At 43.3% G+C, this 23,521-nt stretch carries 20 protein-coding genes and 2 pseudogenes; 17 read left to right on the top strand and 5 right to left on the bottom strand.

The window, feature by feature from the left end:
- The first annotated feature begins 7 nt into the window (after positions 1–7).
- The 5 genes and pseudogenes from ACUHGC_RS04085 (at position 8) to ACUHGC_RS04065 (ending at position 6,004) form a co-directional block, all read left to right on the top strand.
- Positions 8–1,639, top strand: a complete 1,632-nt coding sequence (locus ACUHGC_RS04085; RefSeq protein ID WP_446834379.1) for a CTP synthase — start codon at positions 8–10, stop codon at positions 1,637–1,639.
- Between the two features lie 141 nt (positions 1,640–1,780).
- The gene (eno, locus tag ACUHGC_RS04080; protein ID WP_446834378.1) at positions 1,781–3,082 is read left to right on the top strand and encodes a phosphopyruvate hydratase; all 1,302 of its coding nucleotides are present in this window, start codon (positions 1,781–1,783) and stop codon (positions 3,080–3,082) included.
- Positions 3,083–3,173: 91 nt separating this feature from the next.
- Entirely contained in the window at positions 3,174–3,578 is a 405-nt protein-coding gene (locus ACUHGC_RS04075; protein WP_446834377.1) for a DUF2251 domain-containing protein, read from the top strand.
- A 255-nt stretch (positions 3,579–3,833) separates the two neighbouring features.
- Complete coding sequence (locus tag ACUHGC_RS04070; RefSeq protein ID WP_446834376.1) at positions 3,834–5,291, top strand: catalase; 1,458 nt, start codon at positions 3,834–3,836, stop codon at positions 5,289–5,291.
- Positions 5,292–5,440: 149 nt separating this feature from the next.
- Positions 5,441–6,004, top strand: a pseudogene (locus tag ACUHGC_RS04065) (porin family protein).
- An 85-nt stretch (positions 6,005–6,089) separates the two neighbouring features.
- Here ACUHGC_RS04065 and ACUHGC_RS04060 read toward each other — a convergent pair.
- From ACUHGC_RS04060 to ACUHGC_RS04045, 4 genes and pseudogenes are all read right to left on the bottom strand, one after another.
- Positions 6,090–8,517: pseudogene (locus ACUHGC_RS04060) on the bottom strand (TonB-dependent receptor).
- A gap of 215 nt (positions 8,518–8,732) precedes the next feature.
- A complete protein-coding gene (locus tag ACUHGC_RS04055) occupies positions 8,733–10,538 on the bottom strand; it encodes a protein-disulfide reductase DsbD (RefSeq protein WP_446834375.1) in 1,806 nt (601 codons plus the stop codon).
- 89 nt (positions 10,539–10,627) lie between these two features.
- Positions 10,628–12,235 (bottom strand): bifunctional UDP-sugar hydrolase/5'-nucleotidase UshA, encoded by a 1,608-nt coding sequence (ushA, locus tag ACUHGC_RS04050; protein ID WP_446834374.1) that lies wholly within the window; start codon positions 12,233–12,235, stop codon positions 10,628–10,630.
- Positions 12,236–12,313: 78 nt separating this feature from the next.
- Positions 12,314–12,685, bottom strand: a complete 372-nt coding sequence (locus tag ACUHGC_RS04045; RefSeq protein ID WP_446834833.1) for a YbaN family protein — start codon at positions 12,683–12,685, stop codon at positions 12,314–12,316.
- Between the two features lie 260 nt (positions 12,686–12,945).
- On the opposite strand from ACUHGC_RS04045, the gene rpsP reads away from it, so the two are divergent.
- Genes rpsP through rplS form a run of 4 tightly spaced genes read left to right on the top strand, consistent with a single transcriptional unit; the run spans position 12,946 to position 14,938 of the window.
- Complete coding sequence (gene rpsP / locus ACUHGC_RS04040) at positions 12,946–13,194, top strand: 30S ribosomal protein S16 (RefSeq protein ID WP_446834832.1); 249 nt, start codon at positions 12,946–12,948, stop codon at positions 13,192–13,194.
- 34 nt (positions 13,195–13,228) lie between these two features.
- Positions 13,229–13,753, top strand: a complete 525-nt coding sequence (gene rimM / locus ACUHGC_RS04035) for a ribosome maturation factor RimM (protein WP_446834373.1) — start codon at positions 13,229–13,231, stop codon at positions 13,751–13,753.
- 54 nt (positions 13,754–13,807) lie between these two features.
- On the top strand, positions 13,808–14,554 hold the full coding sequence (trmD, locus tag ACUHGC_RS04030; protein ID WP_446834372.1) for a tRNA (guanosine(37)-N1)-methyltransferase TrmD: 747 nt from the start codon (positions 13,808–13,810) through the stop codon (positions 14,552–14,554).
- A gap of 36 nt (positions 14,555–14,590) precedes the next feature.
- Positions 14,591–14,938: a 50S ribosomal protein L19 gene (rplS, locus tag ACUHGC_RS04025; protein WP_084256716.1), complete on the top strand. Its 348-nt coding sequence runs from the start codon at positions 14,591–14,593 to the stop codon at positions 14,936–14,938.
- An 88-nt stretch (positions 14,939–15,026) separates the two neighbouring features.
- Here the strand turns inward: rplS and kdgR are convergent, their stop codons facing one another.
- Entirely contained in the window at positions 15,027–15,803 is a 777-nt protein-coding gene (gene kdgR / locus ACUHGC_RS04020) for a DNA-binding transcriptional regulator KdgR (RefSeq protein ID WP_446834371.1), read from the bottom strand.
- A 569-nt stretch (positions 15,804–16,372) separates the two neighbouring features.
- Here kdgR and kduD point away from each other — a divergent pair.
- The 8 genes from kduD (at position 16,373) to ACUHGC_RS03980 (ending at position 23,360) form a co-directional block, all read left to right on the top strand.
- Complete coding sequence (gene kduD, locus ACUHGC_RS04015; RefSeq protein ID WP_446834370.1) at positions 16,373–17,128, top strand: 2-dehydro-3-deoxy-D-gluconate 5-dehydrogenase KduD; 756 nt, start codon at positions 16,373–16,375, stop codon at positions 17,126–17,128.
- 26 nt (positions 17,129–17,154) lie between these two features.
- Positions 17,155–17,994 (top strand): 5-dehydro-4-deoxy-D-glucuronate isomerase, encoded by an 840-nt coding sequence (gene kduI, locus ACUHGC_RS04010; RefSeq protein WP_446834369.1) that lies wholly within the window; start codon positions 17,155–17,157, stop codon positions 17,992–17,994.
- Between the two features lie 32 nt (positions 17,995–18,026).
- The gene (locus tag ACUHGC_RS04005; RefSeq protein ID WP_446834368.1) at positions 18,027–19,013 is read left to right on the top strand and encodes a TRAP transporter substrate-binding protein; all 987 of its coding nucleotides are present in this window, start codon (positions 18,027–18,029) and stop codon (positions 19,011–19,013) included.
- A gap of 58 nt (positions 19,014–19,071) precedes the next feature.
- On the top strand, positions 19,072–19,551 hold the full coding sequence (locus ACUHGC_RS04000; RefSeq protein WP_446834367.1) for a TRAP transporter small permease: 480 nt from the start codon (positions 19,072–19,074) through the stop codon (positions 19,549–19,551).
- An 18-nt stretch (positions 19,552–19,569) separates the two neighbouring features.
- Positions 19,570–20,874, top strand: a complete 1,305-nt coding sequence (locus tag ACUHGC_RS03995) for a TRAP transporter large permease (protein WP_446834366.1) — start codon at positions 19,570–19,572, stop codon at positions 20,872–20,874.
- Between the two features lie 11 nt (positions 20,875–20,885).
- Positions 20,886–21,827, top strand: a complete 942-nt coding sequence (locus ACUHGC_RS03990; protein ID WP_446834365.1) for a sugar kinase — start codon at positions 20,886–20,888, stop codon at positions 21,825–21,827.
- A 9-nt stretch (positions 21,828–21,836) separates the two neighbouring features.
- A complete protein-coding gene (locus ACUHGC_RS03985) occupies positions 21,837–22,478 on the top strand; it encodes a bifunctional 4-hydroxy-2-oxoglutarate aldolase/2-dehydro-3-deoxy-phosphogluconate aldolase (protein WP_446834364.1) in 642 nt (213 codons plus the stop codon).
- Positions 22,479–22,634: 156 nt separating this feature from the next.
- Positions 22,635–23,360 carry a nitroreductase family protein gene (locus tag ACUHGC_RS03980; protein ID WP_446834363.1) on the top strand — a complete coding sequence of 242 codons (726 nt, stop codon included), beginning with the start codon at positions 22,635–22,637 and terminating at the stop codon, positions 23,358–23,360.
- Positions 23,361–23,521: the final 161 nt, after the last annotated feature.

The following is a 23,521-nucleotide window of genomic DNA, read 5'->3' as shown; positions in this document are numbered from 1 at the left end:
ATTTCAAATGGCTACCAATTATATTTTTGTGACGGGCGGTGTCGTATCTTCCCTCGGTAAAGGTATTGCAGCGGCATCACTGGCTGCAATTTTAGAAGCGCGTGGTTTGAACGTAACCATGATGAAACTTGATCCCTATATCAACGTTGACCCCGGCACAATGAGCCCGATTCAGCACGGCGAAGTGTTCGTAACCCAAGACGGTGCCGAAACCGATCTGGATTTGGGGCATTATGAGCGTTTTATCCGCACCAAAATGACCAAACGCAACAACTTCACCACCGGTAAAATCTATTCCGAAGTGTTGCGCAAAGAGCGCCGCGGCGACTATCTAGGCGCAACTATTCAAGTGATTCCGCACATTACCAATGAAATTAAAGCGCGCGTGATCGACGGCGCAGCGGATCATGACGTGGCGATTGTGGAAGTCGGCGGTACGGTTGGCGATATTGAATCTCTGCCGTTTTTGGAAGCGCTGCGTCAATTGGCGGTACAAGTGGGGCGTGACCGCACTTTGTTTATGCACTTAACGCTGGTTCCTTACATTGCCGCCGCAGGCGAGCTGAAAACTAAACCAACTCAACATTCGGTTAAAGAGTTACTCTCAATCGGGATCCAGCCGGATATTCTGATTTGCCGCTCCGATCGCTCGATTCCGGCGAATGAACGGGCGAAAATTGCGCTGTTCTGTAACGTACCGGAAAAAGCGGTAGTGTCACTGAAAGATGTCAGCTCGATCTATCAAATTCCGGCAATGTTGAAATCACAAGGCTTAGATGACTACATCTGCCAACGCTTCCACTTTGACGCGCCGGAAGCGGATTTAAGCGAGTGGGAGCAAGTTCTGTACCGTGAAAGCAACCCGAGCAATGGTGATGTGACTATCGGCATGGTCGGCAAATATATTGAATTGCCGGACGCTTACAAATCAGTGAACGAAGCGTTGAAACACGCGGGCTTAAGCAACCGCTTAAGCGTACACATTAAATACATTGACTCACAAGATGTGGAATCCAAAGGCACGGATTTACTGAAAGGTTTAGACGGCATTTTAGTGCCGGGCGGCTTTGGTTATCGTGGCGTTGAAGGCAAAATCATGACCGCCCAATACGCGCGCGAAAACAACATTCCGTATTTAGGCATATGTTTGGGCATGCAAGTGGCGTTGATTGAATTTGCGCGTCATGTTGCGGGGTTAACGAACGCCAACTCAACTGAATTTGACAAAAATACCCCATACCCTGTGGTGGGGTTGATCACCGAATGGCAAGATGCCGAAGGCAAGGTGGAAACCCGTAGTGAAAGTTCTGATCTGGGTGGCACCATGCGTTTAGGCGCACAGCTTTGTCATTTAGTAGACGGCTCGAAAGCCCGTGAGATTTACGGTGCGGACACCATTGAAGAGCGCCACCGCCACCGCTATGAAGTCAACAACAACCTGTTGCCGCAAATCGAAGCGGCAGGGCTGAAAGTGAGCGGCTTATCGGCGGATAAAAAGCTGGTGGAAATCATCGAAATCCCGAACCACCCATGGTTTGTGGCAGCACAATTCCACCCGGAATTCACCTCCACCCCACGTGACGGACACCGTTTATTTAGCGGATTTGTTAAAGCTGCGAAAGAACATCAGAAAAAGTAATTAATTTGTTAAAATTAAAAAATAATTCAGTGCAGGAATCGCCATTCCTGCACTTTTTACAAGACAAATAAAACAAATCCCTTTAGTATATAGCTCAGATTTTTAGTATTGATTTCAATTTAATCACAAGAGGAAAATACAATGGCAAAAATTGTTAAAGTAATTGGTCGTGAAATTATCGATTCTCGTGGAAATCCAACCGTTGAAGCAGAAGTGCATTTGGAAGGTGGCTTCGTTGGTTTAGCGGCAGCGCCGTCAGGTGCTTCTACCGGTTCACGCGAAGCGTTGGAATTGCGTGACGGTGATAAAAGCCGTTTCTTAGGCAAAGGCGTTCTGAAAGCGGTTGAAGCGGTAAACGGCGCAATTGCTGCGGCAGTGGTTGGCAAAGATGCGACTAACCAAGCTGAAATCGACCAAATCATGATCGACTTAGACGGCACAGAAAACAAATCTAACTTCGGTGCAAACGCCATTCTTGCGGTTTCTCTTGCGAATGCAAAAGCAGCGGCAGCATCTAAAGGCTTGCCACTTTACGCTCACATTGCTGAATTGAACGGTACTCCGGGCGTTTACTCTATGCCGTTGCCAATGATGAACATCATCAACGGTGGTGAGCACGCAGACAACAACGTGGACATTCAAGAGTTCATGATTCAGCCTGTTGGCGCGAAAACCTTACGTGAAGCATTGCGTATCGGTGCTGAAGTGTTCCACAACTTAGCCAAAGTATTAAAAGGCAAAGGCTTGAACACCGCTGTAGGTGATGAAGGTGGTTTCGCACCAAACTTAGCATCTAACGCAGACGCATTGGCGTGTATCAAAGAAGCGGTAGAAAAAGCGGGTTATGTATTAGGCAAAGACGTTACTTTAGCAATGGACTGCGCCTCTTCTGAGTTCTACAACAAAGAAACCGGCAACTACGAAATGAAAGGTGAAGGCAAAACCTTTACTTCTCAAGAGTTCACTCACTACTTAGAAGAGTTGACCAAAGAATACCCAATCGTATCTATTGAAGATGGTCAAGACGAATCTGACTGGGACGGTTTTGCGTACCAAACTAAAGTATTGGGCGACCGTGTTCAATTGGTCGGCGACGATCTGTTCGTAACCAACACCAAAATCCTGAAAGAAGGGATCGAAAAAGGCATCGCAAACTCTATCTTGATCAAATTCAACCAAATCGGTTCATTAACCGAAACCTTGGCTGCGATCAAAATGGCGAAAGATGCGGGCTACACTGCGGTTATCTCTCACCGTTCAGGCGAAACCGAAGATGCGACTATTGCTGATTTAGCAGTCGGTACTGCAGCAGGTCAAATCAAAACCGGTTCAATGAGCCGTTCTGACCGTGTGGCGAAATACAACCAATTGATTCGTATCGAAGAAGCATTGGGCGAAAAAGCACCTTTCAACGGTTTGAAAGAAGTGAAAGGTCAAGCGTAATTCGCGCGTTGATTGAATAGCAAAAGGTTGTTTGAAGCGATTCAAACAACCTTTTTTATTACCGCTTCCCTGACGGCTATAAGGAATTCCTATGTTTTATTTAACCCTTGAAGACCAACTGTTTATCGGGCAACAAAAGCAAGTCGGCACCGCATCTGATAAGCACGATTATTTATCGGTGATTTTTGAAGACGACGGCGACACCGGCTACTTTTATGCGCTCGACACCCGCCAAACTCAAATGCCGATTGTCGATTCACTACATATTTATAACGCAAGTGCGGTTTCGGAAAAAGAAACACCGCGCAAATTACAGATCTGCTGGTCGGAAGACGGGCTGTTTGCGTTGCTATTGATCAACGATTATCCGCACGCGGCGTTTGATTTCGTCAAGCTCATTGCCTATAACCACAACAAATTTCCCGAACCGGATTTTGGCAGTATGTGGTCGCGCAAGCTGATTGATGATAAACTCGTCGAGCAATGGCTGGCCTAACTTTGCCGTAAATGCCAAGTGCGGTTTGCTCAAGAAACCGCACTTATACTCTAACGCCACCTCATGATACTTTAAAAATAGACATTTTATTTATTACTTTTGCAAATTGATTTATATCAAATAATAGCCATTTGCTATCAAATCCATATAAGATAATTTTTTTTGTTCTTGTTAGTATAGCCTCAACTGCCTGCTACCAGGCTAAGTCGTACCCTGATGTTAGACCCTATGAACTTTACCAAAAGGATGAATTATATGAGTCAAGAAAAAGCAAAATGCCCTTATAGCCATTTAACCACCAACGGCGGCGCGCCGGTTGTCGATAACCAAAACAGCATGACCGCAGGTCCGCGCGGTCCGTTATTGGCACAAGATTTATGGCTGAATGAAAAACTCGCCAACTTCGTGCGCGAAGTTATTCCTGAGCGTCGTATGCACGCTAAAGGTTCCGGCGCATTCGGAACCTTCACCGTGACACACGATATTACCCAATACACCCGTGCCAAAATTTTTAGCGAAATCGGCAAAAAAACCGAAATGTTTGCCCGATTCACCACCGTAGCCGGTGAACGCGGTGCGGCTGATGCCGAGCGCGATATTCGCGGCTTTGCGCTGAAGTTCTACACCGAAGAAGGCAACTGGGATATGGTCGGCAACAATACGCCGGTGTTCTTCCTGCGTGATCCGCGTAAATTCCCGGATTTGAATAAAGCGGTGAAACGTGATCCGCGCACCAATATGCGCAGCGCAACCAACAACTGGGATTTCTGGACACTGTTACCGGAAGCGTTCCACCAAGTAACCATTGTGATGAGCGATCGCGGCATTCCGGCAAGCTACCGTCATATGCACGGTTTCGGTTCACACACCTATAGCTTTATCAACAGCGATAACGAGCGTTTCTGGGTGAAATTCCACTTCAGAACCCAACAAGGGATCAAAAACCTGACCGATGCCGAAGCGGAAGCGATTGTCGGTAAAGATCGTGAAAGTCATCAGAAAGATCTGTATGACGCGATTGAACGCGGCGACTTCCCGAAATGGACGATGTTCGTGCAAATCATGCCGGAATCCGATGCGGAAAAAGTGCCTTACCACCCGTTCGACTTAACCAAAGTCTGGCCGAAAGCCGATTATCCGTTGATCGAAGTGGGTGAGTTTGAATTGAACCGCAATCCGGAAAACTTCTTCTTAGATGTGGAACAATCAGCATTTGCGCCAAGCAACTTAGTACCGGGTATCAGTGTTTCTCCTGACCGTATGTTACAAGCTCGTTTGTTTAACTATGCCGATGCACAGCGCTACCGTTTAGGCGTGAACTTCACACAAATTCCGGTGAACAAACCGCGTTGTCCGGTACACAGCAACCATCGCGACGGTCAAGGACGTGTCGATGCCAATTATGGCAGCGCACCTCACTATGAGCCAAATAGCTTCGGTTACTGGCAAGAGCAGCCGCAATATAAAGAGCCGCCATTGAAAATCACCGGCGATGCCGATTTCTGGGATTACCGTGAAGACGACAGCGACTACTTCACCCAACCACGAGCGCTGTTCCAATTGATGAGCGCCGAACAAAAACAAGTGCTGTTCGACAACACCGCCCGCGCAATGGGCGACGCGCCTGATTTCATCAAGCAACGCCATATCGACAACTGCTTCAAATGCGATCCGGCTTACGGCGAAGGCGTGAAAAAAGCATTAGGGTTATAATCAGCAGATTATGGCTCAAGCAAAACGGCTCGATTTAGAGCCGTTTTTTTATGTCCAATAATGCTAACTATGATTAGAAATTGACTTTTTCTTTTTCCCAATGATAAGATTATTCCGCCATTTGGAGTTTTTAATTTGAGGAAATTATTATGAAAAAAGCACTAGTCTTAACTACCATCATTGCAGGCGCTGTTGTTTCTGCCAATGTAGTTGCCGCCCCTGCCGGACAAACTTTTGTTGGTCCGTCTATCGGGTTACAAGTCAATACTGAAAAATTCAAAGGCAGTGATGTCAGTGGCTCCGCTAAACGCGCTTCATCTGTAGAGCTGGTTGCTGATTACGGTTTTGATTTCGGCAATGATTTTGTCGGTTTAGCCCAAGCCGGTATCCAGCTAGGCAAAAGCGGTAAACTGGCAGAAGATGAAGGCGATCGCTTAAAAAGAACGCGTAACTTTAGCGTTGGCTACGCCCAAGGTTACCGTGTGCTGCCTAACTTATTGCCGTATGTGAAAGTCAATTATGACTACGGTAGAGCAAAATGGGATGGCGATGACTCATTCTAGATTAAAGGCCTCGGTTATGGCCTAGGTGCTAAATATGCACTTGCACAGAATGTAGAAGTCGGCGCGGAATATACTCGCCAACACTCAAAAGATACTGCTGGCAAAAGTAAATCCAATGTATTTTCGTTCTTAGCATCTTACCGCTTCTAATCTGTTCTCAACAAAAACGGCTCTAACCAGAGCCGTTTTTTATTTATCATACCAAGTGCGGTTTAGCACTTTCCGACAATTCTAGCTAAAAGCTAAAATTCACCCCTAGCGTGATATTTCGCCCCATTTGCGGTACAAACGGCAAGAACGAGGTGTGCGAATACACTTTTTGGTTTAACAGATTATTCGCCTGCACGAATAGCGCATAATCCATTTGCGCAATACGATCGGAATAATTCAGCCCGACATTAAGCAAACGGTATCCAGCGGTTTTATTCTCTAGCGGTGCAACTTTTTTCTGTTGATGAACATAAGTGTATTCCAACGAGCCTGACAGATGCTCGCTTAAATCCGCATTCATCCGCAAACCCAAGCGCATCGGCGGCACTCGCGGTGCATTTTGATCGGCTTGTGGAATCAAGGTTTCAGTATTAAAAAGATGATCGACTTTATACGTTGGCGGTAAGCCGAACAATTTTCCACGGACATAATCCCCAAACAAACCGGCGCTCAATTCCGGTAAAAATTGGTAATCAATCCGTCCTTCGGCACCATAATAAACCGCTTTGGATTGTGAATAACGGTTTAAGGCGAGATTGCCCTCTTTCGCCAGTGTTTGATTGAAAATCCGATTTTTGAATCGGTTGTAATAAACGCCGACATGATAACTCAGCTTGTCGCCGACATAACTCAATCCGGCTTCAAAATTATTCGATACCTCTTTATTTAGATCGCGGTTGCCATATTCAAACGATACCGTTGCCAGATGTTTGCCGTGATAATACAACTCCATTGGTGTCGGGTGACGTTCATTATGGGAAAACGCGAAAGACAGCGAATAATCCGGATGGAAATTCCAAGTCGCCGAGCTGGAATAAGAAGTCGCCCATTTGTGGTAAGTGGATAAATCAGGATCGTTGAGAGAGCCCGGCGAACAGCTTACCACCCCAAACCAATTTGAGCACTCCAGCTCTTTCTTAATTTGGCGCAGATTGGCGGCATCATATTTGATCGGAATCTGTTGTCTTTCGGTTCGCACGCCCAGATCAAACAGCCAGTTGCCTTTTCGCAGCTGCTCTATTGCAAAAAAGCTTAACTGCTTGTTACTGTTTTCAATCAACGCCCATTGTTTGCGATCATTCGGGCTGATTTTTTCAGGGCAACATTGATTGCCACCCGCCTCAAAGCTGTTGCTGCAAGGCGGAAGCCGAGGAATGTTGGCGCTGCTGGTTGCGGTTTGATACTGCACGCCCCAGACGCCGGTTAAGCCTGCAATTTCTTGATGCAACAGCTCTAAGCGCACGTTATAGCCTTTATTTTTTGAATAGATTCACCGGAATGCTGCCATCTCGTTCGTCATGTTTATAATCTGTCGCCGAATAACTTATCCGCAACTTGTCAAAGCCGCGGAACGGCTGTTGCAACTCAGCGCGAATGTCATAGCTCTAAGATAACGAATCCACCACTGGTCCGCCAAGGGTGTGATCATGCTTGTGTCCATAAGGATTATCATGGCTGTGTGCGCCGCCTAACACGTGATTTGAACCGCAGTGGAAGTGGGTATTCACCAGATCCGAATTGCGCATGCGATGCGGATAGATCTCTAAAAAGTAATCGCTCTCAGGATTGCGCCCCCAAATATGTGCGCCGCAAGTATCTAACGAATGATTATGCCCCGGCAAACCGTATACTTCCCGCCGTTCATTGTAAGCCACACCCAAATAGCCGCGCTCACCAAGAAATGACAGAGCATAAGTGCCGGAATTGGTTTTATTGAAGGTGTCCGGCACGAAATCAATTTTCTTGCCCAAATTAAATTCCGGCACATGGTAGTTATTTGAATCGCGGGTTAAACCTTCAAAACGCAGCGCAATATGCTCTCCCAAGCCAAGAGTAATGCCACCGGTCGCTAATTTTTCATTGCTGTTCGTGTTGTAACGCAAGTTGAAATCCGCTTGATAACCGCGTTCGGGAATTTGGGTCGGAATGCGATTATCAATCACATTAATCACCCCGGCAGGCGAAGCATTGGCATACAACAACGTGGGCGCACCGCGCAGGATCTCAACGCGCTCCGCTATTAAGGTATCAACCCCAATCGCATGATCGGGCGAGAGTTGCGACATATCGATCACATCCGAGCCATTTTGTAGAATTTTCAAACGCACGCCCTCTTGACCGCGAATCACCGGCGCACTGGCACCGCCGCCGAACTGATTGCTGTGCACGCTCAATTCGTCAGACAGCGCATTGCCCAGTGTGCTTGCCGCCCGTTTTAATTTTTGCTTAGTCACCACAATATCATTCTGCTTCGGAACCCCTGAAAGCGGATCACTGCTGAAACTTGCCTCGGTTTCCACGACTTTAATTTCATCCAATAGCGCGCTGTCGCCCTGGGCTGCCGACACAGGCTGGATCGGATATAACGCGCCGAGCAGCAGCGCAACACTGAGTTTTAATTTAAAGTGTCGATTTAGGTTGTGTGAATAAGATAAAGACTTCGATACAAACATGTTTTTCTCCCTTTATAGTTGAGCTAATAAATACAAAGGGCTCGAATTTACGGGAATACAATCCATCATTCTGTGACATATATCACACTTTATCTAAAATTAGACCAGAGCGTTAAATGTCGGGATTATTGGAAAAGTAAATAAAAAAACGATGGTATTCTATACACCATCGTTTTCTCTTTTCAGCCTGATCGCGCTGATTCTGCTTTCTTCTTTTACTGTCGTTCCAACAACGGTCTCACCCATTCGTTAAATTGCTTAGCATCTAAAAATCCGCTGATTCGGCTTTGTGGGATCTCTTTGCCGTGTTGATCGAAGAAAATAATCGTCGGCAATCCGACCACGCTGAGTTGTTCCATCAAAGTGCGGTTTTGCGGGCTGTTACGGGTCAGGTCGGCGCGCAGTAAATTCATTTGTGCGAATTGCTGCTGCACCTGCGGATCACTGAAGGTATATTTCTCAAATTCCTTACATGCCACACACCAGTCGGCATACAGATCCAACATCGTGATTTTGCCCGCATTGCGGCTTAAGGCTTGTTGCAGCTCGTTGTAATCGGCAACTTCGCCAAATTCCGCGTGCTGCACTGCTGGCTGAACCGCACTTTGCGTTTCGCCGTTGAACAATGGCTTCACCCAATCCACCAGCGGCTGTGCCACCACAATCGCGGCAACCAACGGCAGCAGTTTAATCCCGAGCATTGATTTTTTGTCGCTGATTGTGGCGGTCAGCCAAATAAAGAACGACACGCCCAGTAGCGACCACAAGCGGTTTCCCCACACTTCCGGCAGTAAGCGTGAAATCAGGAATACCGGCACCGCGAGCATCACAAAGCCAAATGCGATTTTGACTTTTTCCTGCCATGCACCGCCTTTCGGCAGAATTTTATTGCCGAACAGCGTCACCAGCACCAGCGGAATCCCCATGCCCAGCGCCAGCAGATACAAACTCAAACCGCCGATCACAAAATCACCGCTTTGCGCCACATACAGCAACGCGCCGGAAAGCGGCGCACTGACGCAAGGCGAAGCCACCAGCCCTGCGATCATGCCCATTAAAAATACGTTCCAATAGGCGCCGCCGCTCTGTTTTTGGCTGAGCTGGTTCAATTTGTTTTGCAAACCCGACGGCAATTGCAAAGTAAACAGCCCAAACATCGAGCCTGCCAGCACGATAAACAGAATCGAGAACGCAATCAGCACTACCGGGCTTTGTAGCGCAATCTGAAACGGCAAGCCGATCGCCACCACCATTAAGCCAAGTGCGGTATAGGTTAGCGCCATGCCCTGCACATACACCAAACTCAGCAGCAACGCGCGCAGGCTTTGCGGGCGCTCTTTCTGCCCGATGACAATTGACGACAACAGCGGCAACATCGGCAGCACACACGGCGTGAACGCCAAGCCTAATCCCAATACGAAAAACCAGAAAATACTGAATTTGTTTTCACCCAAGGTGCTTGCCAGTTGTTCGGTGCTGTTTTGATTAAACAGGCTGTCGTCTACTGCCGGAGCATTCGCCGCCGGGCTGCTCACCGTCGGCGTACTGGCATCCGCACTGCTTGCCGCACCTGCCAAAACGCCAAGCTCAATTTCTTCGGTTTGCGGCGGATAGCAGAAGCCGCTAGTGCAGCCTTGATAATGCACCAAAATTTTGCCGTTGCGGTTGTGGGTCGGCACTGAAAATGCCAATTGGTTGCGATAAATTTCCACTTCACCGAAAAATTCGTCTTGATGTAATTCGGCATTCGGCAAACTTAAGCCTTCGATTTTGCCGTTTGCGTCTTCAACCGCCAGCTCTTTTTTATACAAATAATAGCCGTCGGCAATTTGCCAATCTAAATTCAGCTGGTTTTGCTCGGCTTGCGCAGAGAACATAAACGCTTCATGTGGCGGCAAAAACCGCTCTTTCTTGCTGGCAAATAGCCCACCGGCAAATGCAGCATTCACCACCGCCGTGGTCAACAATAAAAACAGGCTGAACAGCGTCAGCCTACGAGCAAAGTGCGGTTTACTAAACATAATCATCCGTTTAATGAAAAAAGAAAAATCCGATATTGAGCGTTACAATATCGGATTTTAGCCACAAGATCTATGCTTGCTGTCTAGGATTATTTATAAATAATCTCGTCATTCGCCTTAAACTGTTTGGCGTCGATCGGTGAATTTTCCTCAAAATAGAGCTTCAGGCTTTCCGCATCGACAAACCCGGTGTTAACGTAGCTCGGCAGTGAAATGCGATAGGTTTTTTTCAAATCCAACGGCGCGCCGTTAATTTTCACGTCGGAGACTTTTTTCGCTGCGCGATCGACAGTCATCGCGATGCCGGCAAATTGTGCATACGCGCCGGAGTCCACCTCTTTCAACGCCACCACGTTCAGATAATCAATCAAGTCGGCACCGCTCAATTCAACATAACTGATGATATTGCCGAACGGCTGCACGGTCAGAATGTCTTTATAAGTGACTTTGCCCGGCTCAATCGAGGCACGAATACCGCCGGAATTCATAATCCCGACATCGGCTTTGGCGCGTTCTTTTTGCGAACGGGCGATCAGCTGTCCTAAGTTGGTTTGTTGGAAGCGCACCACATTGCGGTCCCCCTCTAAACGCTCGTTCACGCTGCCCACTTCCACGCCCAGCAGCTCATCGCCTTTGTCTTGATAGGCTTTCAAATGCGCTAATAATTCAGCGTCAGCAGGAATTTCCTCTTGGAACAGCACATATTCGCTTTTGCCTTCGGCATTTTTCACTTTGTCTTTCAGGTTAACCGGCACTAACTGATAATTCACCAGCTTCAACTCGCCGTTTTTAAACTCAAAATCTGCGCGTCCGACATATTTGCCCCATTCGCCGGCTTGCATAATCCAGCTGCCGTTTTCAAACGCCGGTTTACAGGCGTCGCCCGGTTTGTATTTTTCATTGAAGCTGCCATCGTCATTGATGCAGACGGTATCGTGGCTGTGTCCGCCAATCACCATATCAAATGCGCCTTTGTCCAGCTCGCGCACCAGCGAAACATCGCCCGGTGCATTGGAGCCATAGTTCGCGTCGTGGTAATAGCCCATGTGAGTCAAACCGATTTTAATATCCGGCTTCTCGTTGCTATCAATCGTCGCCAGCACCGATTTTGCCGCTTCCGCAGGACGGACAAATTCCACATTCGAAATAAATTCCGGATTGCCCAGTTTGGCGGTGTCTTCAGTGGTTAAGCCGACCACCGCAATTTTCAGCCCTTGTTTATCCAACATGGTGTAAGGCTTGACCAGCAGCTTACCGTCTTTTTTGTTAAACACATTGGCGGACAGGAACGGGAATTTCGCCCAGCCTTGCTGCATATCCAACAACTGCAGCGGGTTATCAAATTCATGGTTGCCAAGAGTCAGTGCTTCATAACCAATCAGGTTCATCGCTTCAATATCCGGCTTGGCATTTTGCAGATCCGATTCCGGAATGCCGGTGTTGTAATCGCCCACGTTCAGCAAAATCACTTCGCCGCCTTTGTCGGCAACTTCCTTACGAATGCGATCGATCAAGGTTTTCTGTGCCGCCAGGCCGTATTCGCCGTTTTGGTTTTGCCAGAAACGCCCATGCAGATCATTGATGTGCATTACGGTGAATTGATAAGTGCGGTCTTGCTCGTAGGCTTGTGCGCTCGAAAAGGCAAGGCTGCTGATTAACAGGCTTGCGCAACTGCTTAACTTTAAAAAAGATTTCATGTTGGTGTCCTTTTAAGTCAGTCTCAAATAGAAAGCGAAAATGCCGAAACCAAGTATGCTAAAAAATCGTCGAAAAAGCTATTGTTTTGTCGGCGGCAGGGTTTTGATCCAGAAAAAGAAAAACCAGTACTCCACCAGCAGTAATAAAATAATGAAAATTCGCCCGTAAATCGACGGCATAAAATAGAAACTGATCGCAATCATGACGGTGGAGAGCAGTAAAATATAACCTTTGCTTTTGGCGCTCAACGCGCGCTGTTGGTCGAAGGTTTTTAAGTGTTTATGATACAGCTCGGTCTGCATAAACCATGCGTGCAGCCGCTCGGAGCTTTTGCCGAAAAAATACATCGCCAATAGCAGAAACGGCGTGGTCGGCAACACCGGCAGCGGAATGCCGGCAATTCCTAATCCGAGCGAAACAAACCCTAGAAAAATATAAACCCATTTAATCAACTTCATCAAAACCGCACTTTATTGTCAAAAACACCTTATCAATAATCGTTCTCATTATAGAGATCAATCGACGGATTTAGCAACCCTTGCCGCCGAAATCCTGTGCCGATAATTTCGCCGTCGACCGCACTTTAACTTGCTTTTCTCTCGGAAAAGAGTAAAATCTGACGACTTTTTATGGCTGTATTGCCATGAAAAGTTCATACACCCTCACCTCGAACGAGGGTTTTATTTTTACTATCATTTTAGAGGACGCTATGGTAACCATTCGTTTATCTCGTGGCGGTGCAAAAAAACGCCCATTTTATCAAGTAGTTGTTGCGGACAGCCGCAGCCCGCGTGACGGTCGTTTTATCGAACGCGTAGGTTTCTTTAACCCACTTGCTTCTGGTAATGCAGAACGTGTACGTTTAGATTTAGAGCGTGTAAACGCTTGGATCGAAAAAGGTGCATCTTTATCTGAGCGCGTATCTGCGTTAGTTAAAGAAGCGCAAAAAGCAGCTTAATCTGCTTTTTAAGCAAATAAATAAGTAGGTGAATATGAGCGCGCAAAACTTCAGCATTGTCGGCAAGTTGGGTTCAACTTACGGGATTCGCGGCTGGTTGCGAATTTATTCATCGACAGAACAACACGAAAGTATTTTCGATTATCAGCCTTGGTATTTATTTATCAAAGGACAATGGCAACCAACCGAACTGGAAAGCTGGCGTTATCACAGTAACGATTTGATCGTGAAACTGAAAAACGTTGATGATCGCAACGCAGCACAAGCGCTGACCAATGTTGAAATTGGCGTGAGCGCAGACAATTTTCCCGAATTGGACGAAGGCTACTACTGGCACGATTTAATCGGTTGCCAAGTCGTCAACCTGCAAGGGTACCAATTGGGCGAAGTCAGTGACATGATGGAAACCGGTTCGAACGACGTGTTCGTGGTGAAAGCCAATCTGAACGATGCTTTCGGCAAACAAGAGCGGTTAATCCCGTATCTTGAACAAACAGTAGTTAAAAGAGTCGATCTCGCCACAAAGACTATTGAAGTGGATTGGGACGCTGGTTTCTAACCTCAGGCATAACGTGAGCGCTTTGGCGGTAACATTTTTAGCATAGGTAATCATATGTGGATTGGGATTATTAGTCTTTTCCCTGAAATGTTTAAAGCAATCACTGAATTCGGGGTAACAGGACGTGCCGTAAAACACAACCTGCTGCAAGTGCAGTGCTGGAATCCGCGAGATTTCACACATGACAGGCACGACACGGTAGACGACCGCCCTTACGGCGGTGGACCAGGCATGCTGATGATGGTGCAACCGTTGCGTGATGCCATTCAAGCAGCCAAACAAGCCGCAAGTGCGGTAGCAGGTGATGCGGTGAAAGTGATTTATCTTTCACCGCAAGGGCGAAAACTCGATCAACATGGCGTGCAACAGTTGTCGCAACACCAAAAACTGATTTTAGTTTGCGGTCGCTATGAGGGCATTGACGAACGCTTAATTGAAGCGGAAGTTGATGAAGAGTGGTCAGTGGGTGATTATGTCCTCACTGGCGGGGAACTGCCCGCAATGACGTTAATTGACGCCGTTGCACGCTTTATTCCCGGGGTATTGGGCAAACAAGCCTCCGCAGAAGAAGATTCTTTTGCCGACGGCTTACTGGATTGCCCGCATTATACCCGCCCGGAAGTGTTAGACGGTGTGGCTGTGCCACCGGTATTGATGTCGGGCAACCATGCGGAAATACGCAAATGGCGGTTAACACAGTCATTGCACCGCACTTGGACGCGCCGACCTGAGCTATTAGAGAGCCTAGCTCTGACTGACGAACAGAGAGTGCTGTTAGATCACATCAAACAGCAAGAGTAAAGATTCAGTTACATCTAGGAATAAAAGGTATTTATTATGAGTAACATTATTAAACAACTTGAACAAGAACAATTGAAACAAGACGTACCGAGCTTCCGTCCTGGTGACACATTGGAAGTGAAAGTATGGGTTGTTGAAGGTAGTAAAAAACGTCTGCAGGCGTTCGAAGGCGTGGTTATCGCAATTCGTAACCGCGGCCTGCATTCTGCATTTACATTGCGTAAAATTTCAAACGGTGTGGGTGTTGAGCGTACATTCCAAACTCATTCACCGGTGATCGACAGCATCAGCGTGAAACGTAAAGGTGCGGTTCGCAAAGCGAAACTGTACTACTTGCGTGAGCGTAGTGGTAAGTCTGCACGTATCAAAGAGCGTTTGAACTAATCCGCAAGGCATTTGCTCAATCAATAAAAGGCTTGGAATTTTCCAAGCCTTTTTCTTTTGTGTAGAAGAACAGACTTGATCTGACAATTTACATAAAGCTTGGGTAGTCATAATATCCTAATTTTTCAGATATATTTTTCCCAGCTTGTTTTAACAGTTTTATCAAAATTGGAAAATGCTCCTCTTTAAAGCGAATTATCGGGAGTGATATAGAAATACCGGCAATAATGTGACCCAAACGATTATAGATAGGCACAGCAATGCACTTTAAACCAGGTTCTTGCTCTTCATTATCTTCAGCATAGTGCTTTTTTCGGACATAGGATAGTTCGCTTAATAACTCATCTATATTTTTTCTAGTGTTGCTTGTATAAGAAATAAAAGTAGTTTCTTTCAATATATCTCTAATAACTGTATCACTATAGTCGGAAAGAAGAATTTTTCCTAAAGCGGTACTATATGATGGATTTTTTCGACCTATCCTTGAATGCATACGTAAGTTATATGTTGAATCTATTTTATGAAGATAAATAATCTCATCCTGGTCTAATATACCTAAATGTATTGTTTCATTAGTTTCTTTAGATATATATGACATTTCCGTATCTGCCAAAGCAATTAAGTCTATATATTCTAAGGCTTTAGCTCCAATTTCAAACAGTTTTAATGTTAAGCTATATTTATCACTTTCTTCTTGTTTTACATAACCTAAATTTATCATAGTTTGTAAAAAACGATAAGCTGTGCTTTTGGGCATCATCAGCTTTTTAGCTAGATCTGTTATTCCAATATCTTTTTGTTCAGCTAATATTTCTAATATAGCAAATACTTTAAGCACTGATGATACTGATTCAAGTTGATTCATTGTTAACGCTCCCTCATAAACAAACAGGTTATACTATTTTCATATAGTTTGTAGTGCTCTACTAATTCGAGATCTCCAGACAAGGGATTGCCCGTATCTTTGTCGGTAAGCCTTAATTGATGCAGTGTAGACGTTAATGATCATAATATGCAAATCTGATACAACTCGGTAAAAATCCCTTTCAGCCTACGAAGCCTAAATACTGCACTTGCCAGTGCCCGAAGCTCTGTGTCTTTCTGCCCTTTCCACCTCAAAGCAACATATCGAATAGCTACACTCGGTGATTAATTTTACAACTTCAGCTTTAAACTCAGTACTAAATGCTCTTCTTAGCACAATGTTTTCTCATTGATTTTCGTAATTTTATCACCCAGTTAGGACACCGAAACTAGCTACCACCACAGTCTAACTCAAAAATAATGAAATAACCACCACTCTCAAATGAAACTGCGTTTCTTTTTTTATGGGAAAATGTTTTATTTGTTTGACCTTGGGTTTTACAAGTGGTACTGTACGCATATCAAATGATATAAACTGATTTAATAACCACTAATCACAGGAGAGTAATTATGAGTATTTTTGATTTAACAGGAAAAACAGCGATTGTTACAGGATGTGATACAGGCTTAGGTCAAGGAATGGCAGTTGCCCTAGCAAAGGCTGGATGTAATATTGTAGGTGTTAACCTTGTTGAGCCAAGTGAAACAAGAAGTATGATTGAGTCTTTAGGGCAAAAATTTATTAATGTAGAGGCCAATTTAATGATCCAAGACAATATATCTCTTGTAATCGACAAAGCATTATCAGTATTTAGGAGCATAGATATATTAGTCAATAATGCAGGAATTATTCGACGTGAAGACGCTATCGAATTTACAGAACAAAATTGGGATGATGTTATCAATATCAATCTTAAAACAGTATTTTTCTTTTCTCAAGCAGTAGCAAAACAGTTTATTCTCCAAGGTACAGGAGGAAAAATTATCAATATAGCTTCAATGCTATCTTTTCAAGGCGGTATTAGAGTTCCATCATACACAGCATCTAAAAGTGCGGTAATGGGAATTACTAGAGCGATGGCTAATGAATGGGCAAAATTTAATATAAATATTAATGCAATCGCTCCTGGATATATGGCCACAAATAACACTTCAGCATTAAGAGCTGACATGGAGCGTAGCAAAGAAATTTTAGATCGCATTCCTGCAGGGCGATGGGGAACACCTAATGATGTCGGTGGTCCTTGTGTATTCTTAGCATCATCTGCAGCAGATTATATTAATGGTTATACAATTGCTGTTGATGGTGGTTGGTTAGCTAGATAATTTAGGCTTAATTATAGGAGGAAATAATGAAAGTTTATCACAATATTCACCCCAACGACTCTAAACATTATGATACAGATAGACTTAGAGAAGAATATCTATGCTCAACCTTATTTGAGAAAGACTCTGTAAAAGTTGTTTATAGTCACATAGATAGATTAGTTGCAATTGGAGCTATGCCAAGTACAAATACTTTAAAATTAGATGATTTTATAGATAAAAAACAGTTTGGCACAGATTATTTTCTTGAGCGTAGAGAATTAGGAATTGTAAATTTAGGGGGGAAAGCAGAGATAAAATATAAAGGTGGAAGTTTTATTTTAGAACCTTTAGATGCCTTATATTTATCTAAAGAAACAGAATCTATTGAGTTCTCATCATTAAATGAATCTGAGGACTGTTTTTTATACTGCTTAAGTGTACCCGCACATCATAAATATGAAAGTAAACTCATCAAAAAGAATGATGCACGAATAGTGAAATTAGGTTCTCAAGAAAATGCGAATGCAAGAGTTATTTATCAATACCTTCATCCCGAAGTTGTTCGGACTTGCCAGCTCTGCTTAGGCGTTACTCATCTGGAGCCAGGCAGCGTTTGGAATACAATGCCTCCTCATACACATGTTAGACGAATGGAAATTTATTTGTATTTTAATATTAAACCTTCTCAAGTTGTATTCCATTTTATGGGAGAGCCGTCAGAAACTAGACATATAATTATGCGAGAAAAACAGGCTGTGTTCTCACCGAGTTGGTCTATTCATTCTGGATGCGGTACACAAAATTACAGTTTTGTTTGGGGGATGGCAGGAGAAAATCAAACTTATGATGATATGGATTTTATCAATATGGATGAAATTAAATAATCTATCAATATTACCTAAATAAGGAGATCACTATGTTTAATAAAAAATTAACTAGCTCACTCAAGTCAATAATTATTGCGACAGGCTTATGTTTTACATTATCTGTGAATGCAGCAACTGAATTAAAGGTCGCTTTTAATCAGTCTGATAAACACCCACAATACAAGGCATTACAGTATTTGAGTGAAAACCTGTCAAAAGAAACTGATGGAAGATATAAACTAAATATTTATCCAAATGAACTTTTAGGAGCCCAAAGAGCGTCATTAGAATTAGTTCAAAATGGAGCTATTCAAATGGCTATTGTAGCAAACCCATTAGTAGAGAATTATGATAAGAATTTCTCTGTTATTGCATTACCTTATATTTATAATTCATTAGAACATCAAGAAAAAGTGTTTACAGGAAATATTCTTGATGAATTATTTGCATCAACTAAAAACTTTGGATTTGAAGTTTTAGGTGCATATACCGCAGGAGCTAGAAGTATATATACAAAAAAATCACCAGTTTCTTCAATGAAAGATCTGAAGGGAGAGAAAATTAGAGTGATGCAATCTGATACTATGGTGAAAATGCTATCTTGTATGGGGGGGGCTGGTGTTCCAATGAATCAAGGTGAAGTTTATACCGCCATACAACAAGGCGTTTTAGATGGTGCAGAAAATAATGAAATTACATATATGGACTTAAAACAATATGAAGTTGCTCCATATTTTTCTAGAACAAAACATTTAATGGTACCGGATCTTTTAGTTATTAGTGAACATTTTTTATCTTCTATGCCTCAAAATGATCAAGCAACATTAAAAAAATTGGTTAAAGAGAGTATTGATAAAGAATATGACCTATGGAGAGAGCAGGTTGTTGTAGCAGAGCAATTTGCAAAAGATAAAGGAGCAAGCTTCTTAGATGTTGATATAAAACCTTTTCAAGATAGTTGTAAACAACTACAAAGTGATTTAATTAAGACTGAATCACAAAAATCATTATATGATAAAATCATTTCTTTAATGTAAAAACCATATTAGTACAGAGCATTTTCATAATGCTCTGTATTTATATTAAGGAGGAATCATGCTTTTATATATTAAGAATATCATTGATAAAATTATGGAATATTTATGTATATTAATAGTTTTTTTAATGTGTATTCTAGTCACCTATCAAGTTGTCACAAGATATATTTTTGATAATCCCAGTGCTATTAGTGAAATATTGTCTAGATATTTATTTATTTGGCTTATTTTATTTGGAGGGGCATATGTTTTTGGATTAAGAGAGCATATGTCTATTTCATTCGTTAAACTCAAGCTACCTAAAAAAATACAAATATATCTTGATATGTTTTCTGAACTAATAATTGTAATATTTTCCTCTGCCATTATGATTCTTGGCGGATATAGTATTACAACACGGCAAATGTTACAAATGGACTCATCTTTACAATTACCTATTGGAGTAGTTTATATGGCTATACCCATATCAGGAGTAATTATGCTGTTCTATTTTATTTATAATGAAATCATGTTGTTGCATAAATTAAAAGATCTATAATTATAGAGGAGATTTATTATGGACACAGCAACTATTGCTGCTTTTGTTATGTTAATAGGGACGATATTTTTTCTAATTATAGGAACGCCTATTAGTATTAGTGTTGGCATTTCATCATTTTTATCCATGTTAGTAATCCTTCCATTTTCAGGAGCAATTATAACATCATCGCAACGTATTTTTGTTGGTTTAGATTCTTTTGCGTTACTTGCTATTCCCTTTTTTATTTTAGCTGGGAATATTATGAATAGCGGAGGAATAGCTTTAAGATTAATTAATCTGTCAAAAATAGTCAGTGGTTGTTTTCCTGGGCCTTTAGCTCAAACTAATACAGTATCAAATATGTTATTTGGTTCAATAAGTGGATCTGGTGTTGCATCAGCGGCTGCCGTAGGTGGCATCATGTCACCAATACAAAAAAAGGAAGGCTATGATCCTAGATTTAGTGCTGCTGTAAATATTGCTTCTGCTCCTACCGGTATGCTTATTCCCCCAAGTAATACTCTTATTGTTTATGCAACTGTAGCAGGTAGCGTATCTGTTTCAGCTTTATTTATGGCAGGTTATATTCCAGGTATTTTGTGGGGTATTAGTGTTATGTTTGTGGCAGGGATAATCGCTAAAAGAAAAGGTTATATCCAAAAAAATAAGATGCCAATGAAAGAAATTCTGAAAGTCTTATTTGATGCTATACCTAGTTTATCGTTAATAGTTATAGTTATTGGTGGTATTTTAGGTGGTATTTTTACGGCAACGGAAGCATCCGCAATAGCTGTTGTATATGCATTAATTTTAAGCTTTTGTTATAGAACGCTATCTCCAAAAAGTTTACCTAAGATCTTTTTAGATACGGCAAAGATGTCTGCCATAGTGATTTTTATGTTAGCTACTTCATCTATTATGTCTTGGGTTATGGCATTCACTCAATTACCAACGATTATTGCAAATAGTTTATTATCAATTACAGATAATCCAATTTTAATATTGCTAATTATAAATATTGTGTTGCTTTTTATTGGTACTTTTATGGATCCAACTCCAGCTGTATTAATTTTTACACCTATCTTTTTACCTATTTGCATGAATTTAGGTATGGATCCTGTTCATTTTGGAATAATGTTGGTATTTAACTTATCTTTAGGTACGATTACGCCACCTGTTGGACCGATATTATTTACTGGATGTAAAGTGGCTAATATTGAAATTGAAGATGTAATAAAAATGTTGGTGCCTTTCTTTATAGTAATTTTTGTCGTGTTAATGTTAGTGACATACATACCTTCAATTTCTATGTTTATTCCTAAAATTATGGGATTAGTTTGAGATAAATAACTATGAAAAAACTCGCAATTATCGGTGAATGTATGATTGAACTGAACGGTGAGCCGTTCGGTTCAATGTGGCAAACCTATGGGGGCGATACTTTAAATACGGCGACTTATTTAGCACGCACCACGCCCAAAAGTGCGGTGGAAATTTACTATGTTTCTGCCATGGGTTCGGATAAATTGAGTTTGGGAATGATGGCTCATTGGCAAGCCGATGGCATTAATACCGAGTTAGTATTGCGTGATGAAACACGTCAGCCCGGACTGTATTTGATCCAGCTTGATGCCCAAGGCGAACGCACGTTCTTATATTGGCGTAATCAATCGGCGGCTCGTTATTTATTGCAACATAATGATTATCCTCGAGTTTTACAGCAGCTAAAAAATATGGATATGATTTATTTAAGCGGTATTTCTTTGGCAATTTTGCCAGATAGTGATCGTATATTGTTGCTTAAGCAATTAGCGGAACTGGCGAAATCAGGGGTTGAAATTGCTTTTGATAGCAATTATCGTCCGGCTTTGTGGGAATCGCGGCAAAAAACGCAAGAAATTTACACCGCACTTTTGCCGATTGTGAGCGTGGCATTAGTGACTTTTGATGATGAACAAGCTATTTGGGCGGATGCGGATGAACAAGCCACTATCAAACGTTTAAAACAAGCGGGCGTGAGCAACGTGATAGTCAAATCCGGTAAAAACGGTGCAATTTTCAATAGCATAGAAAATATTGAACGGCGGGTGACGACCATTCCGGTGGAAAACGTGGTAGATACCACCTCTGCCGGTGATGCGTTTAATGCTGGTTTTCTCAACGAATATTTGCGAAATAAACCGTTAGATATATGTTGCCGGCAAGGCAATCAAGTGGCCGGTGTGGTTATTCAACATAAAGGGGCGATTATTGAAAAATCAGCCACCGCTCATTTTATTAATCAATTTAAGTAAGGAATTCCAATGAAATACACAACCGAACAAATTGTCGAAAAACTGCGTAAAATCAAACTCGTACCGGTGATCGCTTTGGATAATACGGAAGATATTATTCCGTTAATGGATACGCTTTCCAAAAACGGATTGCCGGTGGCGGAAATTACTTTTCGTTCCGATGCCGCTGAAGAAGCGATTAAATTACTCCGTCAACAGGATCCGGATATGCTTATTGCCGCCGGTACGGTGCTGACGCAAGAGCAAGTTGTCAAAGCAAAAAATGCGGGAGCGGATTTTGTGGTGACACCGGGATTGAATCCGCGGATTGTCAAACTTTGCCAAGATTTAGATTTGCCGATTACACCGGGAATCAACGATCCTATGTCTATTGATGCAGCGATGGATATGGGGTTAACCGCAGTGAAATTTTTTCCGGCAGAGGCCAGTGGTGGAGTGAAAATGATCAAGACATTGCTTGGTCCTTATGGCAATCTACAAATTATGCCCACCGGGGGCATTAGTGTGAATAATATTAAGGATTATCTGGCGATTCCCAATGTAGTGGCTTGCGGTGGTTCTTGGTTTGTGGATAAAGCATTAATTAAAGCCAAAAACTGGGATGAAATCGGTCAATTGGCAAAAGATGCGGTAGATACGATTAATTGCTAGAAAATCAATCGCCTGTCATCGTCAGGGCATTTAGACGGCTAATAAAGGCTATAGAGGTAGGCTAATACCCCTCCAATTCACTAAATTCAGCCACTGGTTCGCCGGCACCAACCGATGTAAGATAATCTTAAATTCACCGTTCAGAAAGGACACTCCATGAACTTAAGCGACATCCTGCAACACCGCCGTGCAGTGCGCCATTATAGCGATCAACCGCTTGACGACGAAAAAGTACGCCACTGCCTACAATTGGCGCAACTCGCACCAAGCAGTTCAAATATGCAGTTATACGAGTTTTACCATATCTGCGATAAAACCGCACTTCATCAACTGGCAACCGCCTGCCTCAGCCAAAATGCGGCAACCACCGCCCGACAAATGGTGGTGTTTGTCACCAGACAAGATTTACACCGCCAGCGGGCGCAAGCGGTGCTAAGTGCGGTCAGTGACGACCTGAAACGTAATACGCCAGCGGAACAACACGCCCAACGGTTAAAAAAACTAACCGGCTATTACGGAAAGTTAATGCCGTTTTTATATGCCCGTGGCTTCGGCTTGCTGGGAATTTTACGCAAATTGATCGCCCACAGCATCGGCTTATTCCGCCCGATCACCACCACCGTATCGGAAGCAGACTTACGCATCGTCACCCACAAAAGTTGTGGCTTGGCGGCACAAACCTTTATGCTGGCCATGGCGGAACAAGGCTACGACACCTGCCCGTTGGAGGGCTTCGACAGCCGCTTGGTAAAACGGATTTTAAAGTTACCGAAAGGGGCGGAAATCAATATGATCGTGGTTTGCGGCATCCGTGAACCGCAACGCGGCATCTGGGGAAACCGTTTCCGCCTGCCGTTCGAGAATATTTATCGCAAAGTGTAATGAATGACGATGTTAAGCTTAATTGGAAGCCCATTTCCTATTTGGGTGAGAAATGGGATAAATTGGAAATAGACTTCCAATTTATCCTCTGTCGGGGCAATATTAGCTGCACAACCCAACAATAAACCATTTCCCCTACCCCGCAATTCTCTTTATAATCG

This window comes from Testudinibacter sp. P27/CKL/0425 (assembly GCF_052931395.1).
Note: the sequence above shows the minus strand (reverse complement) of the source record. Positions and strands in the feature narration are given on the sequence as shown.